This is a genomic window from Sphingobacterium kitahiroshimense (genome assembly GCF_025961315.1).
Classification (GTDB): domain Bacteria; phylum Bacteroidota; class Bacteroidia; order Sphingobacteriales; family Sphingobacteriaceae; genus Sphingobacterium; species Sphingobacterium anhuiense.
In genome coordinates this window covers 3,407,424-3,430,668 of record NZ_JAOQNK010000001.1, presented here as the reverse complement: position 1 = coordinate 3,430,668, position 23,245 = coordinate 3,407,424, and the positions used below count along the sequence as shown (strand labels likewise).

Genomic DNA, 23,245 nt, shown 5'->3' with positions numbered 1-23,245 from the left:
TAAAGTATAATGTAGGGTTATCCGTTTAATATGCTGTGGGATTTTATTCATGATATCAAGTCAAAGATTGAATTTCAGATTCTATATTTCCGCTTTATCATCATTCTAGATCGTGGTAGCTGGATTTATAAGTGGATCACGATCATGGCTTCAAATAAGGAAGTTTCCAGTAAATGAATTTGTATCGTGTCATTCAATAATAACAGTAAATAATACAAATTTATCTAAGTTTGGTTGAAATGAAGATCGGTAAACGTTTAAAGATAGTTCTTGCTAGTGTAATTATATTAATTGTAATGGGTAATGTTTATTTAATGAGGCCTCTTTTTGGAGGAAAAATCACCGGAACACGTCTGGAACGTGTTATGAAGTCTCCGAATTTTAGGGATTCGCAGTTTCAAAATTTGGAACATACGCCATCATTGAAAGAGGGCGAGAGCTTTGTCGGAGCGATGTATGCTTTTTTATTTAAAGATCGTGCTATTCGAAGCCCTAAGATGCCACTTCCGGTTATGAAGCAGGATCTTAAAAATTTACCCGATGCAGATTTGCTTATCTGGTTTGGACACTCTTCTTATCTCCTGAAGATTGACGGTAAGATCATTGTTGTAGACCCCGTCTTTTCGGATAATGCTTCTCCTGTTCCAGGGAGCAATAAGCCTTTCAATCTATCTTATGTTTATCAGGCTGATGATTTTCCGCCGATTGATCTTTTGTTAATTAGCCATGATCATTATGATCATCTGGACTATAAAACCATGATACAGTTACGTTCTAAAATCAAAAATGTGATCTGTGGTCTTGGCGTTGGCGCCCATTTCGAGCGATGGGGATTTGCTGAAAATCAGGTTACGGAATTGGACTGGTATGATGAGACATCTTTTGAAAAGGAGTTTAAGATAGTTGCCACACCTGCACGTCATTTTTCAGGAAGAAAGTTTAAGCGTAATACAACACTTTGGACATCATTTGTTTTACAGACAGAAAAGTATAAGCTGTTTTTAGGTGGAGACAGCGGCTATGGGAAACATTTTAAGACTATTGGCGATAAATATGGCCCTTTTGATTTGGCGATCCTGGAAAATGGTCAGTATAATGAAACATGGCGTTATATCCATTCCATGCCCGACGAACTTTTAAAGGAGGTTGTTGATCTTCAGGCTAAACATTTTCTACCAGTACATTCTGGCAAGTTTGCATTGGCACTGCACGACTGGAAGGAACCGCTTTCTCTGGTCAGTAAGTATGCGGAAGAGGCAGAAATTCCTGTGTTAACACCCAAAATGGGAGAGATTGTTTATTTGCAACAGCTAGATAAACGATATGATAAATGGTGGGAAGGGCTTAAATAAGCTTATTTCTTATTCTTTTCAGCTATCCACAAGGATAAGTATTTCGTGCTTAATAAAGAATGGTGGAGCAGCAGCTGTCCCATAAAATTCTGTTGTCGATGGGCCTGAAGCTGTGCTTTGATGAAACGGATGGTCATTAGAAAATCGTCTTCAAACCTCGTGCGTGAATAGCGCTGATTAATGATGGTGATACCGCTTTGCTGTGCTTCTAGCCAGATTGTTTTATTGTTATAAAGTTCGATTGCTTTTTCAACAAATAGTTGCGGTTCATTTGCGATAAACCCGTTCCATGGCAGGTCTCCCGACATTGCTTCAGCTCCAATAGTTGTTGTAACGGAGGGGGTTCCTGTTTGCATAGCATCTATAAATTTACCTTTAACACCGGCACCAAATTGAATAGGAGCTAATAGGACACGGTGTCTGGACATGGTATCTTGGGCATGGTCTGCTCTTCCATGAACAAAGAATCGTTCCTTAGGATTGTTAAGTTGAAGTACCTTTTGACTTGGATAGGCACCGTAGATATTCAGATTTACTTTAGGAAGCTGCTTCCTGAGCAAGGGCCAAATTTCGGTTTTTAAATACTGTACGGTGTTCCAATTCGGCTCATGTATAAAGTTGCCGATAAACATAAAGTCAGCACGGTTTTCATAAGTCTTCCAGCTTGCTATACATGCTTCATCAATTTCTTCTTCCAAAAAGGGGAGGTAATAGAGGATGGATGGATTGATCGCAAACTGATTCGTCAATAATTGCATCTCAAGTTCGGAGATAATGAGCGAGATATCCGAGCGTAAGATTGCGGCAACTTCCCTTTTCGCAATATCGGAATACAATAAGGTTTGATCAAACTGTTCGCCATTTTTAGCATTGGACTGGCGGGCGTGTCTTAAGAAGTGTAAATCTTCGGTATCGAGTATTCTGACAGCATCTGGACACTCTTGTGCTACTCGCCAGCTGTATTGCTCCTCGGTCATAAAGCGATCAAAAACAACAATATGAGGTTTAAGATCTCGAACGAAATCATTGAAGCTAGCATCATTGAGTTTGATCTCCACTTCATTAATACCCATAGCGACTAGATCTGCACTATATGGAGATTTAGATGCGGCACTTGCAAAGGTGATGGTGTTATCATTTTTTTGAAAACTTTTTAGTAGCTGTACCATACGAAATCCAGCCGCAGAAGAACTTGGTTCCGGCCAGACTAAACCTATAAAAAGTATTTCTTGTTTTTCCATCGATGGAAATTTACGCAAAAAGCACAATACTCTATTCATTATATTTTCAATTGCTTATTTTTCATCTTGTAATATTATTTACAAAAAGAAACTTAGCTCAAAAGGATAATAAAAGGATGGTGTTGAATATATTTTTTCTACAATGTGATTCTTGCCGTTATCAGGCTATCTGTTGTCATATGGAGATAAATTTATCTACGTTTAAAACAATGGTCACAATTTATTTATTTAAAGAGGGTAAATACTCGTTATATTTATCATAGATAAAATAGCATACTCATATGAAGAAATCATTGCTAAGTGGTATCCAAAAGCTGTCTCCAAAAACGTACTGGAAGGAGCTATTGGCTATTTTTATTGTATTGTTGGCCTTTGTTTTTTTTAGAAGCGAACGTAAAGAAATAGCCTCCATAGGTCCCCAGCTGGCTTCAGCAGATTTTAATTGGTTAATAGTTGGGTTTGGAATCACTTTATTATATATTTTGTTACAAGGAGTGATGTATATTTTTAGTTTCCGATCTATCGGATTGAAACTGAATCTATGGGATGCGGTTGAACTCTTTTTAAAAAGGAATCTACTGAGTGTATTCCTTCCGGCCGGAGGGGTCAGTTCATTGGCCTATACCACTTCGCAGTTACGAAAGAAACAACTTAACTCGACCAAAATTCATCAATCAGGCGCCATATATGGGTATGTCGGGTTACTGACTGTTTTTATTATTGGTGTCCCTATTATTCTGTATACTGTTTTTGATCATAAAAACTTTGATAATGCCTGGATATCTTTGGTCGTACTTGGTTTGTTACTCGGTTTATCCTTTCTGTTTTTCTGGTCGATTAGAGTAAAAAATGGATTGTATAGATGGCTGGAGATTAAATTTCCGAAGCTGATCGGTAATATTCATGAGCTGTTTTCGGCACATATTCACAAAGGATATCTATGGATGACCATTCTGGTTTCTGTCGCTATTGAGTTCTGTGGTATTGCCCATGCATTTATTAGCATGTATGCGCTGCAGACACATGTTTCGTTTGAAGCTGCAGCTGTGGCCTATACCATTACAGTCGTTCTGATGATGGTTTCTCCCTTTTTGAGAGGTTTAGGTGCTGTAGAATTTACGATGTTATATATCTTTACTTCTTATGGTTATAGTAAAGAAGAAGGCTTAGGGCTGACAATTATCTATCGGTCATTTGAATTTTGGTTGCCCTTAATTTTTGGAGTTTTTTCTTTTATCTGGCGTGGAAGGCAGATCATTGCACGAATTTTACCCGCCATTGCTATTTTCTTTTTAGGGATCATCAACCTCATCTCGGTAGCAACCCCGCCATTGGTGGAACGGATGCGGCTTGAAAAATATTACCTTCCTATCGAAGCGATGCATGCATCTAAGTTGATGGTATTGGTTTTAGGACTTGGGTTGATGGTGAGTGCCGCTTATCTGATTAAGGGCTACAGATCGGCTTTTTGGATTGCTCTCATATTTTCTTTTCTATCCTTACTAGGACATATTGGTAAGGCACTAGATTATGAAGAAGCATTGGTGTCCTTGTTTATTATTGTTTTACTGGTTACGAACCAAAAGCAGTACCGGATTAAAACCAATAAAAATTGGATGCGTATCGGTTTTGCGACCTTTTTCATTGCCTTGACAGGGGTGTGTTTGTTTGGGTTTGTCTGTTTTTATGTGATTGACAAAAAGCATTTTGGCGTTGATTTTACCTGGCAGCAGTCTATATATCATACCATGCAGAGTTTTTTGTTATTTAATGACGAACTCAACCCGTTAACAACTTTTGGTCAGGAGTTTTTGAATATTACACACTTTCTGGGTCTGTTTTCATGGATGTTGTTGATCTATACTTTCTTGTGTCCTAGGATTATTCATGAAGAAGATCATGAGCAGAACGTACTGGATAAGGCGAAGCGTTTACTCAAATTGTATGGAGGGTCGCCGATGGATTATTTCAAAATTGCTCCAGATAAACAATTGTATTTTTCTGAGCGGACAGATGGTTTTGTCTCTTACCGTATCAGTCAGGCTTTCGCGATTGTTTTAGATGAACCTGTATGTGCATTTGACGATAAAGATGAAGTAATTGCAGAGTTCGAACTTTATTGTACCTCTTTGGGGTTAAAGTCCGTGTATTACCGCGTTGATGAAAACAGCTTGCCTTATTTTCTGGAGCTTCGAAAACGGAAGATCATTATAGGGCAGGAGGCCTTGATGGATGTTGCATCATTTTCTTTAGAAGGTAAGAATAGAAAATCGCTTCGAAACTCTTTAAATAGCTTAGAAAAAAAAGGGTATGCGACTGTTTTGCTAACCGCCCCGCAGTCGGATGCGATTGTAGCTGAACTGAAGGCTGTTTCTGATGAATGGCTTATGGTGTTCGATAAGAAAGAAATGATCTTTTCGCAAGGACAGTTTGAGGCAGCAACAATTGCTGAACAAGATGTTATAGCGGTAAAAGATGATCAAAATAAGATTGTCGCCTTTTTGAATATTATACCAGATTTTACTGAAGGGGAGTGTACGTATGATCTTATCCGTAAAGTGGAGCATGCTCCCGGAGGATGTATGGATGCTCTAATTATAAATCTGGTTGATTATGCCCGGAAAAAAGGTGCTAAATATATCAATCTGGGAATGGTACCGATGAGCGGTATTGAATCTCCAGATAACCCTGCAGAGCAGATTATGAAATTTGCAGCCGACAAAGTGGGCTCTTTTAAACACTATCAGAGTTTGAGAGATTTTAAAGAAAAGTATGCGACGATCTGGGAAAATAAGTATTTAATTTTTGGCAATGATTTTGACCTATTACAGTTGCCTCAAGCTTTGTCTAAAGTAATGAAGCCAGATAATGAATAGGATACAGATGGTACGCAATAAGTTCGGGTTATTTATCCTCTTGTTTTTGTTAAAATTAACAGTAATGGGGCAGCAGAAAGATATCCCGCTTAAGATTTGGAACAATAATGCGAATAGCCCTATTGTCCTTTATCTAAGTGGTGATGGTGGTCTTAATAGTTTTTCAACGAGTTACTGCGAGCTCTTGGGGAAACAGGGATATACAGTTGGAGCTGTAAACTCGAAGAGCTTTTTTTGGGATAAGAAATCCGCAGATCAGATTGCGAAGGAACTAAGCAGCAATCTTGAAAAATTATTGGTAGGTAAAAAGAATCACCTCGTTTATTTTGTCGGATATTCCTTTGGTGCGGATGTTATTCCTTTTTTGGTTAATAAATTAACCGCAGAATGGAAGGAGCGATTGCAGGCTGTGGCACTTCTGGAACCATCAACTTCTACAGATTTGGAGATCCATGTTTCAGACCTGTTTGGGAGGAGTGAGGTTAAAAGAAGTATGGATGTTGTTGCCGAGATCAATAAAATGGTCAATGTTAGAACGGCTATTTTGCTTGGTGAAGATGGAGTGAGTTTCCCGATTAAGAATATTCGGTTAAAAAATTTAGAAACTATTTATATGAAAGGGAATCATCATTTTGATGGTCATGTGGCAGATGTCGTAAAAGCAACAGTAAAGCATTTTGCATTAAAGTAATCTGTCTAAAAAATGACTTATAAAATGGTTATGCTTATTCACTTTTTTATGTGTTGTCGCTGAAATGGATTCACAAAGATTGTTCTGCCATCTTCTTTAAAGGCATAGTAGTATTATTCAGTTAGCTTCTGGATTCATTTGTAGTAGATTGTTGAACATGTACGCTCATTTTCTTTTAGTTTGATGGCTGTACTGTCATCATGTTTTCAAAAAAGTATTTTCTAGTTTTTTCTTGTTGTAGATCAATTTTTAAGAGATAGAAAATTGATAAGTTTGTTTAATCTTAAAAAAGAATAATATGGAATTAGGAATAGGAATGTTTGGCGATTTGCATATTGATCCCAAAACAGGGCAAATACAATCTTCACAGGAAAAGTTACATCAGATTATTGAACAAATAAAATTGATGGATGAAGTAGGGCTGGATTTTTTTGGAATGGGTGAGCATCACCGTCCGGACTATGCTGTTTCAGCTCCAGAAATTATATTAGCGGCAGCCGCTTCTGTTACTAAAAATATAAAATTAGGGAGTGCAGTTTCCGTGTTAAGTTCTGCAGATCCTGTTAAACTTTTTCAAGACTTCGCGACAGTTGATGTTTTATCAAATGGACGTGCGGAGATTATGGCAGGTAGAGGATCATTTATTGAATCATTCCCTTTGTTTGGTTATAATTTAAATGATTATGGAGCATTATTTGAAGAAAAATTGGACCTATTGGTCAAACTAAATAATCAGGATACGATTAATTGGACGGGTAAATTTCGTCCCACATTAGTAAATCAACAGATCTTTCCAAGACCTGTTCAACCTAAATTACCAATTTGGGTTGCGGTAGGAGGTACAACTTCATCTGTTATTCGCGCTGGGAAATTAGGTTTACCCGTTATGTTTGCTATTATTGGAGGAACGTACGAAGCTTTTAAGCCACTGGTAGAAATGTACCAACAAGCTTATGCCGATAACGGTCATGATATGGCTAATTTTCAGGTAGGTGTACATATGCATGCTCTTTTTGGTGATCATTCACAACAAGTTGCCGATGCTTACTATCCTATTTATGCAGCACAAATGAACCGCATAGGCGGCGATCGTGGATGGCCACCATACCAACGGACTCAATATGACTTTGGACGTTCATCACATGGTCATTTAATTATTGGAGACGCGGACTATGCTGTAGATAAAATCTTAAAAATACAGGAATCTTTAGGATTGACGCGCTTTTCTGCACATATGGATGTTGGTGCACCAAATCATCTTGATATGATGAAAGCAATTGAGGTTTTTGGAACAAAGATCGCTCCTCAGGTTAGAGCTGCTCTTAATAAGGGATAATAAGACCTTGGTTAAAGTAGTATTCAACATTTTTATATCGGAGAGATATGCTTAACTTTGTGTTTTAAAAATAGAGAGGACAAAATGTTAGGATTGAAATTGTTAACGGATCCAAGGTGGGCAAATATTGCAGAAGGAAATTTAGAAGAGATTCTGACTGATCATGCTTGGTGCGAGCAAAAAGCAGCTTCAAATGCTATTTCATTAATTATGTACAATTCGGAACATGAAGAATTGGTACATGAATTGACAGCGATTGCTATTGAAGAAATGCAACATTTCCAAATGGTCATTGATATTATTAAAGAAAGAGGCTATACATTGGGTAAAGAACGTAAAGATGATTACGTGGGACAACTGATGAAATTCAATAAAAAGGACGGTTCCCGTAACATGGCTTTTATAGATCGTTTGTTATTTGCAGCCATGATTGAAGCTCGAAGCTGTGAACGCTTTAGAGTATTGTCTCAAAATATAAAGGATGAGGAATTAGCGAAGTTTTATCATGATCTAATGGTTTCTGAGGCTAATCACTATACAACGTTTCTTAATTTCGCACGTCAATTCTCAACGGATGTCGATGTTGATAAGCGTTGGAAAGAATGGTTGGAATTTGAAGGAAATTTGATCCAATCGTATGGAACGAAAGAAGCCATACATGGATAATAAATAGTAATCTATTGTGCAAGAGCCCCATTTTTCTAATAAAAATGGGGCTCTAAGTTTATATTAGTGCTGACCGCCGCTCTAAAATGCAGTTGTCCATCCAAATTCCCTTTAGCTGGGCCGCTTTTTGCTGCGTGCCTAATAATTTAAATCCGAATTTTTTGTGCAACAAGATACTTTTATCATTTTCAGGAAAAATAAAGGACATGATCGTCCATATGCCCGCGTTTTCAGAAGTGTCAATAATATGCTGCATCAATACTTTGCCAATTCCTTTGCCTTGATGACCCTGATCGATATAAATACTTAATTCGGTTACACCATGGTAGCCTGTTCGCTGTAGTACAGGAGATAATGCTACCCAACCGATTATAGTATTGTTCTCAATGGCAACAAAGCGCATATTTTCGAGATGATCTTTATCCCAATCTTTCCAAGAACTAGTTTTTGTCGCTAAAGTGATGTTTCCTGCATCGATTGCCTGCTGGTAAATGCGGGCAACATCGGGATAATGCTTGTGTTCTAGTTTCTGTATTTCCATCTGTAGCGTGAGCTTAAGGTATTATATTCTAATACTTCTTTTGAAGTTGATCAAAACTGATGATTCAAAACTAGGAAAAGTTTTGCATCCATTCGAGCGGGAATGTATATTTTATCTGTGATCTAAATCTCGTATGCACACATTATAAACTTGTTTTTCATTTAGTTAAGAAGATTTTTTTTAAAGTTGGTCAAGAACGATGTTGGCTCCGTTAACATTTGTATCCCGTTGATAACAAGTAATAATTTATAATTCAGCGAGTTCTGATTTTTATGACATTATAAAAATAAGTTTTTTATAGAAATAACCTTACCTTTGCGCTGTGACTGAGAAAAGTAAAATAATTGATATTCGTAGTCTGTCGATAGATCAGATTAAAGAGAAGCTTACTGAAATGGGTGAGCAAGGGTTCCGTGCAAAGCAAATTTACGAATGGATTTGGGCAAAATCCTGTGTGGATTTTGATTTGATGAGCAACCTAAGTAAACCTTTAAGGGAAAAGCTAAAAGAGAATTTTGTTATTCGTGCTGTTAAAGTCAAACAATCACAGGTCAGTTCTGATAGAACGATCAAAAGTAGTTTTACTTTGTATGATGGAAATGTGATTGAGGGTGTATTGATCCCTGCTCCAGAACGTATGACTGCTTGTGTGAGCTCTCAAGTTGGATGTAGTTTGACCTGTAAATTTTGTGCCACGGGTTATATGGATCGTAAACGTAATCTGAATGCAGATGAAATTTATGATCAAGTTGTTTTGATCGCAAAACAAGCCGAAGAGAAATATCAGCAACCATTGACCAACATTGTTTATATGGGGATGGGTGAACCACTCTTGAACTATGCGAATATGATGAAGTCGGTAGAGCGTATTACCTCGCCAGATGGTTTGAATATGGCGGCAAAACGGATCACAGTATCTACCGCTGGTATTGCTAAAATGATTAAAAAATTAGGGGATGACGAAGTCCGATTTAATTTAGCATTGTCTTTACATGCCGCAAATGATAAAAAGCGTAATGAGATTATGCCCATCAATGAGCAAAATACATTAGAAGCATTAGCAGATGCATTGAAGTATTTTTATGCGAAGACAAAAAGTCCAATAACCTTTGAATACATCGTTTTTGATAATTTTAATGATGAGCTGGAGGATGCTAAAGAGTTAGCAAGATTTTGTAAAAATGTTCCTTGTAAGGTTAATATTATTGAATACAATCCTATTTCTTTAGCAAGTTTTGTCAATGCCGATGCCGATAAGATTGAGGTATTTGCTAATTATCTGAAAAATCAAGGTATTATTACGAATGTGCGTAGAAGCCGTGGTAAAGATATTGACGCCGCTTGTGGTCAGTTAGCAATTAAAGATAAAGAAGCTCAAGAGGCTTAACAATAAGGGATTATACTATACCTCTTCTCAATAATATTATTGATGATAGAGACTGTGATAAATTTGTTTTATTTATAATTTTAATTGTAAATAGAACAAATTTACTTAAGTTAGTATAGGCATAATCAAAAATGAGAAACCAATTATTTCTTTATTTATCAGACTTTTTAGCCTTATTTTTCCCAAAAATTTGTGCAGGCTGTGGCCATGTTTTAGTTAGTCAAGAAAGGTATATCTGTACTTCTTGTCTATTTCATTTACCGATCACAGATTTTCATTTAGATCTTAATAATCAAGTTGCGCGCCAATTGTGGGGGAAATTTCCATTTGAGCATGCTTCGGCTCTATTTCTGTTGCAGCAGGACTCGCGGGTAGAGCGAATACTTTATCAAATCAAATATGCCAATCAACCTCAACTTGCATATTTCCTTGGAAGGAAATATGGTGAGACGCTGTCTAACAGTCACACTTTTCAGGATATTGATGTCATTGTGCCCGTTCCTTTGCATAAAAAGAAGTTGAAGAAAAGGGGCTATAATCAATCCTTTTATTTAGCAAAAGGCCTTGGTATTGCATTGTCAAAACCCGTTTTGGAACATGGATTAACGCGAGTTGGTGAAGGGGCAAGTCAAACCAAAAAATCAAGATTGGAACGATATGACAACGTTCAAGATGTGTTTTTTTGCCCAGATGAAACTATGCTAGCAGATAAACATGTGCTCTTGGTAGATGATGTATTGACCACAGGAGCTACATTAACCGCCGCCGCGGAAAAACTTGTTGCGGCGGGTTGTCGCATTTCTGTACTGACCTTAGCCCGAGCTTAGCATATCTCAGACAACTACTTCGCCGTTAAGTTCTAAGCAGTATTTGATCTAGAATGTTAAATATTTGATCTGTTACTTTTTACGTCTCACGTAAAAAAGCAAGTAAGCAAAACCCGACATACCAATGCCTACACTATCTGCGAAGAGATCCCACCAATCACCAGATCTATAGGTGAATATATACAATTGCAATGCTTCAGTCAGTAAGGCGAAAAGGATACCTAAAATACTTACAACAATAACGGGAAGCCATTTTGTAGGGCGACCTTTGAACTGAACCAATACACCATTATAAATTAACGTACAAAATACGAAAAACATACCTGCGTGAACGAGCTTATCCATCCCCGGATAGGAAGGAACTTTCTCAAAACTTTGTCCTGGCATACAACACAGTGCTATAACCACTACAGCCCAAAGCATTACCCACTTATAATCTAATAATAATCTTATCATGCACTCCTTATAATCAATTTTCGTGCTAAAATAGTGATAAATATAAGAAAAGTGAAATAATGTATTTAGACGTATATAAAAATTATTTATCTGATTTACAGCGTTTTAATTTTATTTTTGAAATTTATATAGTACTATGTATTGCATAGTACATAATAAAACATATATCTTTGTATTGTTATGATAGCTGAAAATACACAAATACAGATGCGGAAAGGAATACTGGAATATTGTATTCTTTCTATTATTTCCCGAGGGGAAATATATGCGTCGGATATCATCAGCGAACTGAAAAAAGCACAGCTCTTGGTTGTAGAGGGAACTTTATATCCTTTGTTGACTAGGCTTAAAAATAACGGTTTGCTGAGTTATATATGGAAGGAATCAACTTCTGGACCTCCACGTAAATATTATGAAATCACAGCAGAAGGAATACAGGTTCTTGAGCGATTGGATGTTACATGGAAAGAACTGGTTTTTGCAGTGGAGACATCTCTAGCGGACAGAATTAATACAATTGACAAATCAATATAACCTATAAATACCATGAACAAGACTATAATTATCAATATAAATAGTATCGTTTTTCATATAGAAGAGGACGCATATGATGTGTTGCGCAATTATATGATTGATATTAAAAAGCATTTCGGAAGTTCGGAAGACAGCAAAGAGATTTTGGAAGATATCGAAAATCGTATTGCAGAGATGTTTACAGAGAAGATTCAACTTGGAATCAAAGAAGTACTGAATATGGATGATGTCAATGCCGTCATCGCACAGATGGGAAGTGTGAGTGATTTTGAGATCAACGATACGGATCAACAGTATTCAGATCAAAAAACAAATCAGGCATACAGCACTTTTCGTACGGGTAAAAAGTTGATGCGTGATCCAGAAGATAAGGTAATCAGTGGTGTGTGTAGTGGTCTGGGACATTATTTTGGCATAGAGGCTCGATGGATTAGACTTTTATTTGTGTTATTCGTTGTAATCTTCGGTTCAGGATTTCTGGTGTATATTATCTTGTGGATTGTAATGCCAATCGCAATTACCAGAGCAGATCGTATGGAAATGCGCGGAGAGTCGCCTAATATCCAGAATTTTAAACGAAGTTTTGAAGAGGAATTGAGCGGTCTAAAAGAGAATTTCTCTGGTGCCGGCAACACATTCAATAGAGGTGTAGAAAATGCTGGAACAGCATTTGGAGAGATCATTAAAATCTTTGCAAAAGTGATCGGTCTGATCGTTGCTTTTTCAATAGGCTTAAGCTTAATATCGCTGTTAATTGCCTTGATCTTTTTTAGCTTGGGTATAGCAGGCGTAACGGACCGAGGGATTATTGAACCGTTAAATTTGATCGATCCTCAGCAGGCTCCATGGGCATTAACGGCAGCATTCTTGGCAATTGCAATTCCATTTGCAGGTTTATTTTACCTCATTATTCGCTTGTTGTTTGACCGCAAGCCGATGAATAATTACTTAACGACTTCTTTATTTCTAGTCTGGTTAATTTCTTTAGGTAGCATTATTTATTATGCAGGTTCGGTGGCTAAAGATTTTAGAGAAGAAAGTATGATCGTAGAAGAAAAACCTTTGGCTCCAAGATCTATCTATCGTATCAATGCCCGTGATGTTCGTGTCATCAAAATAAATGGAGATCACGGCCGTTCAAATCTAAAAATCAGAGGTACTAACTTATCCGAATATCTTCAGGATGATATCCGAATTCGATTTGAAAGGGTAGATTCAACGCAAATGCCTTATATCAAATATGAGTATTCGGCAAAAGGAGCTAATTATAATTTGGCAACTAAACGTGCGTCTGCAATCAATTATAAAGCCGTTCAGGATAGCGCGAACATTATTTTTGATAGCCACTTTAAATTAGGTGAGAAAGAATTATATAGAGATCAAAAAGTGAATGTTACGATCTACCTTCCTGTTGGTGCAAAAGTAATGCTGAACAGGGATTTAGAGCGCAATTATGCCGATATATCTTACTGGGAATGCTATGATCGTTATGAAAATCATGATATCAAAGAAACGGAATGGGTGATGACAAATTTGGGTTTGAAATGTGCTCTTCCTGAAAAATCTGAACCTGAAACTGAATCGGATGATGTGACGGACGAAAATGTGATAACTGTAGACACAGCAGTTATCAGAAAAGATACCATTATCAGTATTTCTCCTACTGGTGTGGTGGTTGAAACAAAAGGAAAGAAAAAATAAATAATAGGTGCTAAGCACCTATTATTTTAATAAAACTCGCAAACTGTAACATTATACGATAACCGCATACTAATTATTCATTACACCTATTTTGAATATAACAACCTAAACAATACAATGAAAATGAAACTAATATTAACAATCTTATTTGCAATCAGTAGCCAACTGCTTTGGGCTGCTATTGGAATATCGGGTAAGATCGTAAATGAAAAAAATGAACCTATGGGCGCAGTTACAGCCTATCTGATCAATAGTACTAATGATATTATCTTAAAAACAGCAATTACGAAAGAAGATGGGCAATATGCTTTTGAAAATGTTGCTGCAGGATCTTATTATGTGGAAGCAAGAATGATCGGGTACAGTGTATCCCGATCTGCAGTTATTGCTTTTAATAAAACACAGCAACAGCTTGCAGATTTGAAATTGAGTCCCAGTACAAATGCCTTAGCTGAGGTGACGATCGAAGGCAAGAGGCCATTAGTCGAAAATAAACAAGGGAAATTGATTTTAAATGTCGAGAATTCGCCTTTAGCTGCGGGTAATAATGGACTCGATATCGTACAGCGCGCTCCTGGAGTTAGTTTGGACAACGACAATAATCTGCAGTTAATGGGGCAGTCTGGAGTAAAGGTTACTATCGACGGCCGACAAACTTATATGACTGGAGAACAATTGACTACGCTTTTGAAAAGTACTGATGGAAATCAGATCAAATCTGTTGAAGTAATCAAATCACGTAGTGCGAGGGACGATGCAGAAGGTGCTGTGGGAACGATCAATATCGTGATGAAAAAAAATAAGATGGAGGGATTTAATGGTAATTTCTCTGCCACAGCAGGATTAGGACAGAAGTTTAGAGGTAATTCGGCCTTATCTTTAAATTACAAAAAGAATAATACAACCTATTTTGGATCTTATTCTTATAGTGATGATAAATATGTCAACAGACTAAATATAGAGCGTATCATTTCTAATGACGGCATCGAGACTTTATTTGATCAAAAATCAAATCTGCATATTAAAGATCGTACGCATACATACAAATTTGGCATAGAGCAGAAAACTTCCGATCGGAATGTGATGTCTTTACAATTTAACGGAAGCAATAATGTGGAGCTTAATGATAACGATAGTAAATCTCTCATTGGACCTTTAACGACAATTGATTCGACGTTGATCTCTATGACACAGTTCAAAGAGGGTTTTAATCGTTATTCACTTAATTTCAATAATGAGTTTAAGATCGACTCGACAGGTAAAAAATTGGTACTGGATTTAGATTGGAGTAAATTCAAAAATAGTAAAAAGGCTGATTATGATAATAGATTGTTTAATCAAAACGATCAATTGATACGTGATCCAGAACTATTGCGAAGTGAGATGCCAATAGGAATTGATATATACGTCGCAAAACTGGATTATAATCAACCGCTGAATAAAACCTCGAATATAGAAACCGGCGTGAAGTATTCAAATGTGAAATCTGATAATAATCTTCTGTTTGAAGAGCAACTGGATAATGTCTGGACAAATATCGTCAATAGATCAAATCATTTTGTTTATAAAGAGCAAATTGCCGCAGGTTACTTTGATTATGATAACCAGATCGGTAAATGGGGTATTAAGGCCGGTTTAAGAGGGGAATATACCCTGTCTGATGGACACTCCATTACAGAAAATAAACAGGTTAAACGTAATTACTTTGATCTATTCCCATCAGCTAATTTGAGTTACGATGCGCATGAAAACCATATTTTCTCTTTGGGATATTCACGTAAAATCACAAGACCTAATTATCGTCAACTTAATCCTTTTGATTACTTTATCGATAAGTACACTTCTGAGCGTGGTAATCCTTACTTAAATCCACAGTATGCAAATGAGTTGAATTTGAATTATACTTTATATAAGAAATATACGGTTACATTAGGTTACAATGCGCAGACCGATGCTATCGTGGAAAGTATGGGCCAAGATTCAATTAAGAAAACAACTTGGGTAACGCGTGAAAATCTAGGGAAAAATAATTCGGCATTTTTGAATTTAAGTATGCCAGTTCAGATTGCAAAGTTCTGGTCTTCCTACAACAATATCACGGCTGTATATATGAATTTTGATGGAGCTATTGCAGGAGCGGTGGTTAACAATTCAAGTTTCCTTTTTCAGGTGAATTCAATGAGTACATTTAAGCTGTCACCTTCATTGTCTGCAGAGATGAATCTACGCTACTTTTCACCTTTTACTTATAACATTTATAAATTGGAAAGTCGTTGGGATGCACAAATTGGCTTTACTAAAAACTTTAAAGACAAAAGAAGTTCGCTTAAACTCGCAGTCTCCGATGTCTTTAATACAAGTAATCAAAACCTATCAACGAATTTCTCATCTTTCAATACAAAGATTCGACAGAATCAGGACCGAAGAGTGGCACGTTTAACCTACTCTTATAAGTTTGGAAATTTGAAAAATGTGAGTAAGAAGAAGAGCACAGATAATGAAGAAAAACAGCGTGCCCAATAATAGATAGTTTCAATGTTTATGTAATATGTTGACCGTAAGTATGAAAATACTTGCGGTTTTTTTTTGCAATATCATCACTCAGATGATACCTGTTTACAACAGTATTCGGATAATCTCACTATTCTATCTCGCTATTAAATATAAGTTAGGGTAAATATAAGATGGCTTGCTGCTATTTTGAGAGAAAATTAATGAGCTGATGTGTGCTTGATACATGGTCAATTTAAGATATGTAGGGAGTTCGTGTTGGTAGACTTATTTCAGATTGAAAAAAATACAGGAGGGATATTCTATCCCTCCTGTAAATAATATGCTAATATTGAATTTACGGAGTATCTCTCAAGGTTGATTCCACTGTTTGTGTTATTTGTTATAATTCTACAATTTTCATTTTAGGAACTAATGCTTTCATTCCTGCCCACGCAATAAGATAAGCGACCGCACAAAATGAGAAGATAATGAAATATCCAGCTGGTTCACCTTCAAATCCCATGAATTTCAGTTGAGTTTCTTTAGCATAGTCAAAAAGAACACCTGATATTTTATTAATAATAAAGGCTCCTAAGCCTCCTGCTAATCCTCCGATACCGGTAATAGTGGCAATAGCTTTTTTCGGAAACATGTCTCCAACAGTAGAAAAGATATTTGCAGACCAGGATTGGTGTGCAGCACCAGCAATTCCAATAAAAATGACAGGAACCCAATAGGAGATATAACCTAAGGGCTGTGCAAATAAAACGATCAAAGGAATAAATGCGAAAATTAACATCGCTTTCATTCGACCTTCATACGGATTCATGCCCTTTTTTTCGACAAATAGGGTCGGAAGATAACCTCCGTAGATTGAGAATAAAGTAATGATGTATAAAACAAAAATTGCTAATTGTCCTTCTGTATCAGATGATTTTATATTATAAACAGCACTTAAATAGGCAGGCATCCAAAATAGGAAAAACCACCAGACACCGTCTGTCATAAATTTTCCAAAGGCAAAAGCCCAAGTTTGTCTATGTTTAAAACACTCCAAAAAAGATACTTTTAATTTCTCATTAGATTTTTGTTCTTCGGTATGATGAGCTGAATCCTGTAGAATATAGCGCAGCTCACTTTCATTAACCTTAGGGTGCTCTTCTGGTTTTTTGTACATGAATACCCAAAATCCCATCCATACAAAACCCAAAGCACCAATAATAATAAAAGACATTTCCCATCCATAATACTTTGCAATGGTTGGGATCGTGATGGGAGCCACCAGTGCACCAATAGTCGCACCGGCATTAAATATACTGGTCGCTAAAGCCCGGTCCTTTTTTGGAAAGTACTCTGCAGTTGCCTTTATGGCGGCAGGAAAGTTTCCAGCTTCACCTATTGCTAATACAAAGCGGGCAAAAATAAATAGGGTAACACTCGTACTGATTACTAAACCGACATCATTAATTGTTCCAATTACTGCTTTAGACTCCTCAAAATTTAGAAACCAGTTACCTGTTAACTGGCCCGCAGTAGCGATACCACAAAAAGCATGAATAATAGCACCAACTGACCAAATGCCGATCGCCCAAAGAAAGCCTTTTTTTGTATCCATCCAATCGACAAACCGACCTGCAAAGAGCATACTTACGGCATAAAAGATTGAGAAAAGTGCTGTTATATTACCGTAGTCATTGTTTGTCCAATGAAATTCAGGGCTTATAAAATCTTTCCATGTTAAGGATAAGACTTGTCTATCTAAATAATTTATAGTGGTGGCAAAAAATAGGAGAGCACAAACACTCCAGCGGTACTTTGTTGGTTTATTATTGTTCATATTTGGTTTACTCTATTCTTTCTATTTTGATAATAGAAATATAAGTTTGTTGTTACTGTAACTTTATGAATCTATATGATCATCTTTATGCAACTGGATCAGTGCTGTATGTGTCGAAGAATTATAATAGATATATTTTAAAGTTAATGCTTATAATAATAGGTAGAGCAAAATCAGCATCTTATTTTTACGCAAACGTTTTCAGAGATTGATTAGATTTATACCAGCATTTTGTGCCTAATGGTAAAAACAGGAAGCATGATCAGCTGTTGTCTTACGGTTGCGTACTATAATTGTGTCAATCCATCTGGATCATTTCGTACATCCTCATTTTCACTGTTATATCAGCATAAATTATAAGGAATCAGTTGACATTCCCATTAATTTCCAAAATAGTCCCACAATACTCATATATGTAATTATTTGGATCTCCATCTTTTGAGTATGCGCATGTTTATGCTGCAATTAGCTCAATAGCCTACGTTGATTGGGATTAAGGATTATTTGAAATTTTTGTGCTTATTTATAGAACTCTAAATTATTATATTTGTTTGATGATTGCTACTATTGAGGTAATCAAGTAAAAGTTTTTAAGAATGGAACTGCAAGCACTGTATAACTTATTCAAACAACACCCCAGTGTATCCACGGATACACGAAATATTCTACCTGATTCGATTTTTTTTGCTTTAAAGGGATCAAATTTCAATGGAAATGAATTTGCGGAGCAAGCCTTGATTTCGGGTGCCGCTTATGTCGTCATTGACGAAGAGAAATATAAAAAAGATGATCGATTTATACTTGTAGAAGATGCTTTAGAAACTCTCCAAGCGTTAGCACATGTTCATCGTAAACAATTGAATATTCCTTTTATTGGTGTAACGGGCACTAATGGTAAGACAACGACGAAAGAGTTGCTGCATGCCGTTCTGTCCAAAAAATATAAAACTTATGCTACAAAAGGAAATTTAAATAATCATATTGGTGTTCCATTGACTTTGTTGGCGATAGACGATGATATTGAAATTGCAATCATCGAAATGGGAGCTAATCATATTGGTGAAATTGATTTTTTATGCAGGATTGCCGAACCCACTCATGGTCTGATTTCAAATGTAGGTAAAGCACACTTAGAGGGATTTGGTTCCTTTGAAGGGGTAAAGAAAACAAAAGGTGAACTCTATGACTGGTTGGAAGCTAATCAAGGAACGTTATTTTTACAGGGAGATAATCCTTTTCTTAAAGAAATGGCAGAGCAACGGCATATTAATAAAGTAGTTAAATATGGTTTTTCCGAGTCAAATGCTATTATTGGAAGGCTGATTAAAGCAGATCCATTATTACAGATTGAATGGCATCTTCAACAATCTGAAGAGATCTTTCATGCCGATACGCAGTTAGCAGGTTCTTATAATACGGAGAATTTTTTGGCAGCGATAGCTCTTGGACATTATTTTCATGTGCCTCTTACCCTTATTAATAACGCTATTTCAGAATATAAACCAACAAATAACCGTTCTCAGATAACAAAGACAGATCGTAATACAGTGATCTGTGATTATTATAATGCTAATGCAACGAGTATGGAAGCGGCATTAACAAATATGCGTATCATTGAGGCTACTCATAAAGTTGTTATACTGGGAGATATGTTTGAATTAGGTGAAGAATCTTCTTATGAGCATAAAAAAGTGGTGGAACTAGCGAAAACCATTTCTGGAGCGCGTTTGATCTTTGTCGGTAAAGCATTTTATGAGCATCAAGATGTAGGTGGAGAATTTTTCGAAACAACAAGTGATGCGAAAGCCGCTTTATTGAGCAATCCGATTTCGCATGCAACAATATTACTGAAAGCATCCCGTGGAATGGCTTTTGAAAAGCTGATGGATGTTTTATAGATTTTTGAAAAGATATTAGAAAATAAAAAGGAGCTGATCGGCTCCTTTTTATTTTCTAATCAATTTACTATTGAAATAATAGATCGACAATCTGTTTGGCTTCGTTTACATCATGCACACGAAGTAACTGTACACCCTTAGTCAGGAGAAGTGTATTGAGAACTGTTGTTCCATTTAGCGCTTCTTGTGGAGTTAGACCAAGTTTTTTATAGATCATTGACTTTCGGGATATACCACCAAGTATAGGAAGCCCATAATAGTGAAGTTCATCTACCCGATATAGCAACTCGTAGTTTTGTTCAATTGTTTTTGCAAAACCATAACCCGGATCCAGTATAATATCTTTGACGCCCAATTTTCTTAATGTAGCAATCTTCTCACCAAAAAATGTAGCGACATCTGTGACGATATCCTGATAGGCAGTTAATTGTTGCATATTTTCGGGAATGCCACGCATGTGCATCAAGATATAAGGCACTTGCAATTTTGCAACTGTCGGGAACATTTCCGGATCAATTGTACCTCCGGAGACGTCATTGATCATATGTACGCCGGCATGTACGCAGGCCGCAGCAACATCGGCACGGAATGTATCTATTGAAAGTATCGCATCAGGAAATGTGTTTGAAATAGCGTGGACAGCAGGTAGTGCTCGATCTAGTTCCTCCTGTGAAGTAATTAACGTGGCTCCAGGTCGAGAGGAATATGCACCGATATCAATGATGTCGGCTCCAGCATCTAAAAGGGCCTGAGTCTTGATCAGTATTTGTTCAATATTCTTATTATTTTGCCCACCATCAAAAAAGGAGTCCGGAGTAACATTTAAAATTCCCATGATGACGGGACGGTCAAATGTCATGATGCGACCTTTTAAATTGATGGATTGCGCAGGGGTAGTTTTGATCATTTTCATCTTGTACAAATGTATCAAGCTTATTTAATAAATGCTAAAATTAAAAAGAGGTCAATTTTCGTTAATGAAAATGACCTCCTTTAATTTATTAAACGATCTATTTAACAACTAATACGCCATCAGCAACAAAAGTGATTTCGTTTGTCGTATCTTTTACTTTGGCATAACCATCTACAATCACATTTTTACCAACTAAATCAGCAGGTACAAAATAACTGTAATCAGTAAAGCGTACTGTAATAGGCTCTTTGTCACCCGTTCTTTGAAGTGTCAAGAAGCACCCTTTTTTGGTGCAGACCTGAATAACTTTTCCAGTGACTTTACCGGTGAATTTAGGTGATTTTTCTAATGATTTTTCAAGTTTGTCAACTGTAATAGCATTAGACTTATCCACTTTTTTACCATATTGTACACCAATTTCTGCAGGAGTAATTTCTTTTTGTTGAGCTTGGCCGTTCCAAGAAATACCAAAGGCTAAAGCAACAAGTAATAGTAATTTTTTCATACTGATCTTATTTTCGTAGAAATTCAAACTTCCCGCTAGGATCTAACTTCATCACACTTGATGACTTCCCGTCACTTTTAGTATGTTGTCCAAACTGAACAACATAATCCACTTGATTTTTAATCTCTTCAGAGATATCATCAAAACATTTTGGCGAATCTTCGCCACTAATATTCGCAGAGGTAGATACCAACGGTTTTCTAAAACGTTGTAAAAGCTGTTGACAAAAGTCGTGATTAACAATACGAATTCCGATTGAACCATCTTCTGCTATAACATTTGGAGCTAAGTTTTTAGCTCCAGAGTACACGATAGTTAATGGTTTCTCTGTGTATTCAATCAATTGGTAAGCTACTTCTGGAATTTCAGTAACGTAACTTGCCAATTGATTGTCATTATGTAGTAGAATAATAAGGCTTTTTTCCTTTGCTCTTCCTTTTAACTGAAAAACCTTCTCCACAGCCTCAGGATTTGTGGCATCGCAACCAATACCCCAGATCGTATCTGTTGGGTATAAAATCAAACCGCCATTTTTGAGAACTTCTAAAGCTTGATTAATATCGTTTCTATCTACAAATTGACTCATTTTTTATTTTAATTAGGAAATTATACAGCTACGTTGTGATCACGTAAAGCATCATTTAAAGATGTTTTCTTGTCTGTAGACTCTTTACGTTTACCAATGATAAGTGCACAAGGAACTTGATATTCACCAGCAGGGAATTTTTTGGTGTAAGAACCAGGGATAACAACCGAACGAGCAGGTACATAACCTTTGTATTCCACTGGCTCAGGGCCCGATACATCAATAATTTTAGTGGATGCCGTTAATACCACATTAGCACCTAAAACAGCCTCAGTTTCAACACGGATACCTTCTACAACGATTGCTCTAGAACCAACAAAAACATTGTCTTCGATAATAACCGGAGCAGCTTGTACCGGCTCTAATACACCACCAATACCTACACCGCCACTTAAGTGAACATTTTTGCCAATCTGTGCACAAGAACCCACAGTAGCCCAAGTATCGACCATAGTGCCTTCACCAACATATGCTCCGATATTGACATACGAAGGCATCAAAATTACACCTTTAGCTAGATATGCACCTAAACGAGCAGATGCTCCAGGTACAACACGAACACCAATTTCTTTGTAGTTCGTCTTTAATTTCATTTTATCGTAGTAAACGAATGGACCTGCAGAAGACTCACTCATTTCACGGATCGGGAAGTATAAGATTACAGCTTTTTTAATCCAGTCATTAACATGCCATCTCGTACCGATTGGCTCAGCGACTCTCAATTCACCAGCATCAAGTTTTAAGATCACAGTACGAATTGCTTCCGCATATTCTTTATATTCTAGAAGTTGTCTATCCTCCCAGGCATCTTCGATAAGTTTTTTTAATTGTTCAGGCATCTTTTATAATTCAAAAATTATCAGTTCTTTTTATTGAAGACAAATATGTTAAAATTTGTTCAATTTATAATGGATAATGAGCAGATTTTAAGTCAATATGACTATTTTTGTACAAATGGCAACAGAAACTGAAAAACTTCGAATCGATAAATATTTGTGGTCAATACGTCTTTTTAAAACACGTAGTCTGGCTACCGAGGCCTGTAAGGCTGGGCGGGTAAAATTGAACGGGCAGAATATTAAGCCTTCCTACGTTGTTAAAGTAGGGGATATCTATCAGGTTCAAAAAGGAATCGAACGTAAGATCGTAAAAGTTCTAGGACTTCTTGAAAGAAGAGTTGATGCGAAGACGGCCGTACAGTTTTATGAAGATCAAACTCCGGAAGAGGAGACAACCGCTTATAAATCGGCATTCCATGCTCCAATTTTAACTCGAGATCGGGGAGCTGGCAGACCCACTAAAAGAGACCGTCGTGAGATTGATGATTTGAAAGAAGATTGGTGGGAAGATGATGGACAAAGTAAATAAATACATATAAAATAGAAAAAGCTACTTAGTAGCTTTT

General features: G+C 36.7%; 20 protein-coding genes. 12 read left to right on the top strand and 8 right to left on the bottom strand.

The window, feature by feature from the left end:
* The first annotated feature begins 239 nt into the window (after window positions 1-239).
* On the top strand, window positions 240-1,352 hold the full coding sequence (locus M2265_RS15230) for an MBL fold metallo-hydrolase (protein ID WP_207902474.1): 1,113 nt from the start codon (window positions 240-242) through the stop codon (window positions 1,350-1,352).
* 2 nt (window positions 1,353-1,354) lie between these two features.
* Here the strand turns inward: M2265_RS15230 and M2265_RS15225 are convergent, their stop codons facing one another.
* A complete protein-coding gene (locus M2265_RS15225) occupies window positions 1,355-2,593 on the bottom strand; it encodes a glycosyltransferase (RefSeq protein WP_132771645.1) in 1,239 nt (412 codons plus the stop codon).
* 281 nt (window positions 2,594-2,874) lie between these two features.
* Here M2265_RS15225 and M2265_RS15220 point away from each other — a divergent pair, with 281 nt between their 5' ends.
* The 4 genes from M2265_RS15220 (at window position 2,875) to M2265_RS15205 (ending at window position 8,162) form a co-directional block, all read left to right on the top strand.
* Window positions 2,875-5,469 carry a phosphatidylglycerol lysyltransferase domain-containing protein gene (locus M2265_RS15220; RefSeq protein ID WP_132771644.1) on the top strand — a complete coding sequence of 865 codons (2,595 nt, stop codon included), beginning with the start codon at window positions 2,875-2,877 and terminating at the stop codon, window positions 5,467-5,469.
* A complete protein-coding gene (locus M2265_RS15215; RefSeq protein ID WP_132771643.1) occupies window positions 5,462-6,160 on the top strand; it encodes an AcvB/VirJ family lysyl-phosphatidylglycerol hydrolase in 699 nt (232 codons plus the stop codon). The genes M2265_RS15220 and M2265_RS15215 overlap by 8 nt, the downstream gene beginning before the upstream one ends.
* Window positions 6,161-6,458: 298 nt before the next feature.
* Complete coding sequence (locus M2265_RS15210) at window positions 6,459-7,496, top strand: LLM class flavin-dependent oxidoreductase (RefSeq protein WP_021189383.1); 1,038 nt, start codon at window positions 6,459-6,461, stop codon at window positions 7,494-7,496.
* Between the two features lie 84 nt (window positions 7,497-7,580).
* Window positions 7,581-8,162: a tRNA-(ms[2]io[6]A)-hydroxylase gene (locus M2265_RS15205; RefSeq protein ID WP_021189384.1), complete on the top strand. Its 582-nt coding sequence runs from the start codon at window positions 7,581-7,583 to the stop codon at window positions 8,160-8,162.
* Between the two features lie 58 nt (window positions 8,163-8,220).
* On the opposite strand, the gene M2265_RS15200 is transcribed toward M2265_RS15205, so the two are convergent.
* Window positions 8,221-8,703: a GNAT family N-acetyltransferase gene (locus M2265_RS15200; RefSeq protein WP_132771642.1), complete on the bottom strand. Its 483-nt coding sequence runs from the start codon at window positions 8,701-8,703 to the stop codon at window positions 8,221-8,223.
* 322 nt (window positions 8,704-9,025) lie between these two features.
* On the opposite strand from M2265_RS15200, the gene rlmN reads away from it, so the two are divergent.
* Window positions 9,026-10,090, top strand: coding sequence for a 23S rRNA (adenine(2503)-C(2))-methyltransferase RlmN (gene rlmN / locus M2265_RS15195; RefSeq protein ID WP_021189386.1), 1,065 nt, complete (start codon window positions 9,026-9,028; stop codon window positions 10,088-10,090).
* Window positions 10,091-10,221: 131 nt separating this feature from the next.
* Window positions 10,222-10,917, top strand: a complete 696-nt coding sequence (locus tag M2265_RS15190) for a ComF family protein (protein WP_132771641.1) — start codon at window positions 10,222-10,224, stop codon at window positions 10,915-10,917.
* A 72-nt stretch (window positions 10,918-10,989) separates the two neighbouring features.
* Here the strand turns inward: M2265_RS15190 and M2265_RS15185 are convergent, their stop codons facing one another.
* Complete coding sequence (locus tag M2265_RS15185; protein ID WP_132771640.1) at window positions 10,990-11,373, bottom strand: VanZ family protein; 384 nt, start codon at window positions 11,371-11,373, stop codon at window positions 10,990-10,992.
* A 180-nt stretch (window positions 11,374-11,553) separates the two neighbouring features.
* Between M2265_RS15185 and M2265_RS15180 the strand changes: the two genes are divergently transcribed.
* From M2265_RS15180 to M2265_RS15170, 3 genes are all read left to right on the top strand, one after another.
* Window positions 11,554-11,907, top strand: coding sequence for a PadR family transcriptional regulator (locus M2265_RS15180; protein WP_132771639.1), 354 nt, complete (start codon window positions 11,554-11,556; stop codon window positions 11,905-11,907).
* Window positions 11,908-11,919: 12 nt separating this feature from the next.
* Window positions 11,920-13,608: a PspC domain-containing protein gene (locus tag M2265_RS15175; protein WP_132771638.1), complete on the top strand. Its 1,689-nt coding sequence runs from the start codon at window positions 11,920-11,922 to the stop codon at window positions 13,606-13,608.
* Window positions 13,609-13,731: 123 nt separating this feature from the next.
* Window positions 13,732-16,131 (top strand): TonB-dependent receptor domain-containing protein, encoded by a 2,400-nt coding sequence (locus M2265_RS15170; protein ID WP_237682854.1) that lies wholly within the window; start codon window positions 13,732-13,734, stop codon window positions 16,129-16,131.
* A 370-nt stretch (window positions 16,132-16,501) separates the two neighbouring features.
* Here the strand turns inward: M2265_RS15170 and M2265_RS15165 are convergent, their stop codons facing one another.
* Window positions 16,502-17,938, bottom strand: a complete 1,437-nt coding sequence (locus M2265_RS15165) for an MFS transporter (protein ID WP_132771636.1) — start codon at window positions 17,936-17,938, stop codon at window positions 16,502-16,504.
* A gap of 596 nt (window positions 17,939-18,534) precedes the next feature.
* On the opposite strand from M2265_RS15165, the gene M2265_RS15160 reads away from it, so the two are divergent.
* Entirely contained in the window at window positions 18,535-19,836 is a 1,302-nt protein-coding gene (locus tag M2265_RS15160) for a UDP-N-acetylmuramoyl-tripeptide--D-alanyl-D-alanine ligase (RefSeq protein WP_132771635.1), read from the top strand.
* Between the two features lie 67 nt (window positions 19,837-19,903).
* Here the strand turns inward: M2265_RS15160 and folP are convergent, their stop codons facing one another.
* From folP to M2265_RS15140, 4 genes are all read right to left on the bottom strand, one after another.
* The gene (gene folP / locus M2265_RS15155; protein ID WP_132771634.1) at window positions 19,904-20,749 is read right to left on the bottom strand and encodes a dihydropteroate synthase; all 846 of its coding nucleotides are present in this window, start codon (window positions 20,747-20,749) and stop codon (window positions 19,904-19,906) included.
* A 97-nt stretch (window positions 20,750-20,846) separates the two neighbouring features.
* Window positions 20,847-21,254: a DUF4920 domain-containing protein gene (locus tag M2265_RS15150; RefSeq protein WP_132771633.1), complete on the bottom strand. Its 408-nt coding sequence runs from the start codon at window positions 21,252-21,254 to the stop codon at window positions 20,847-20,849.
* Between the two features lie 7 nt (window positions 21,255-21,261).
* Complete coding sequence (locus M2265_RS15145; RefSeq protein ID WP_132771632.1) at window positions 21,262-21,840, bottom strand: L-threonylcarbamoyladenylate synthase; 579 nt, start codon at window positions 21,838-21,840, stop codon at window positions 21,262-21,264.
* Between the two features lie 20 nt (window positions 21,841-21,860).
* On the bottom strand, window positions 21,861-22,679 hold the full coding sequence (locus tag M2265_RS15140; protein WP_132771631.1) for a 2,3,4,5-tetrahydropyridine-2,6-dicarboxylate N-succinyltransferase: 819 nt from the start codon (window positions 22,677-22,679) through the stop codon (window positions 21,861-21,863).
* Between the two features lie 115 nt (window positions 22,680-22,794).
* Between M2265_RS15140 and M2265_RS15135 the strand changes: the two genes are divergently transcribed.
* The gene (locus tag M2265_RS15135; protein WP_021191880.1) at window positions 22,795-23,208 is read left to right on the top strand and encodes an RNA-binding S4 domain-containing protein; all 414 of its coding nucleotides are present in this window, start codon (window positions 22,795-22,797) and stop codon (window positions 23,206-23,208) included.
* Window positions 23,209-23,245: the final 37 nt, after the last annotated feature.

Coding starts and splice junctions, on each gene's coding strand:
- M2265_RS15185 (WP_132771640.1), bottom strand. CDS start 11,373: ATGATAAGATTATTATTAGATTATAAGTGGGTAATGCTTTGGGCTGTA.
- M2265_RS15135 (WP_021191880.1), top strand. CDS start 22,795: ATGGCAACAGAAACTGAAAAACTTCGAATCGATAAATATTTGTGGTCA.
- M2265_RS15225 (WP_132771645.1), bottom strand. CDS start 2,593: ATGGAAAAACAAGAAATACTTTTTATAGGTTTAGTCTGGCCGGAACCA.
- M2265_RS15150 (WP_132771633.1), bottom strand. CDS start 21,254: ATGAAAAAATTACTATTACTTGTTGCTTTAGCCTTTGGTATTTCTTGG.
- M2265_RS15175 (WP_132771638.1), top strand. CDS start 11,920: ATGAACAAGACTATAATTATCAATATAAATAGTATCGTTTTTCATATA.
- M2265_RS15165 (WP_132771636.1), bottom strand. CDS start 17,938: ATGAACAATAATAAACCAACAAAGTACCGCTGGAGTGTTTGTGCTCTC.
- M2265_RS15190 (WP_132771641.1), top strand. CDS start 10,222: ATGAGAAACCAATTATTTCTTTATTTATCAGACTTTTTAGCCTTATTT.
- M2265_RS15180 (WP_132771639.1), top strand. CDS start 11,554: ATGATAGCTGAAAATACACAAATACAGATGCGGAAAGGAATACTGGAA.
- folP (WP_132771634.1), bottom strand. CDS start 20,749: ATGAAAATGATCAAAACTACCCCTGCGCAATCCATCAATTTAAAAGGT.
- M2265_RS15205 (WP_021189384.1), top strand. CDS start 7,581: ATGTTAGGATTGAAATTGTTAACGGATCCAAGGTGGGCAAATATTGCA.
- M2265_RS15210 (WP_021189383.1), top strand. CDS start 6,459: ATGGAATTAGGAATAGGAATGTTTGGCGATTTGCATATTGATCCCAAA.
- M2265_RS15145 (WP_132771632.1), bottom strand. CDS start 21,840: ATGAGTCAATTTGTAGATAGAAACGATATTAATCAAGCTTTAGAAGTT.
- M2265_RS15230 (WP_207902474.1), top strand. CDS start 240: ATGAAGATCGGTAAACGTTTAAAGATAGTTCTTGCTAGTGTAATTATA.
- M2265_RS15170 (WP_237682854.1), top strand. CDS start 13,732: ATGAAACTAATATTAACAATCTTATTTGCAATCAGTAGCCAACTGCTT.
- M2265_RS15220 (WP_132771644.1), top strand. CDS start 2,875: ATGAAGAAATCATTGCTAAGTGGTATCCAAAAGCTGTCTCCAAAAACG.
- M2265_RS15160 (WP_132771635.1), top strand. CDS start 18,535: ATGGAACTGCAAGCACTGTATAACTTATTCAAACAACACCCCAGTGTA.
- M2265_RS15215 (WP_132771643.1), top strand. CDS start 5,462: ATGAATAGGATACAGATGGTACGCAATAAGTTCGGGTTATTTATCCTC.
- M2265_RS15140 (WP_132771631.1), bottom strand. CDS start 22,679: ATGCCTGAACAATTAAAAAAACTTATCGAAGATGCCTGGGAGGATAGA.
- M2265_RS15200 (WP_132771642.1), bottom strand. CDS start 8,703: ATGGAAATACAGAAACTAGAACACAAGCATTATCCCGATGTTGCCCGC.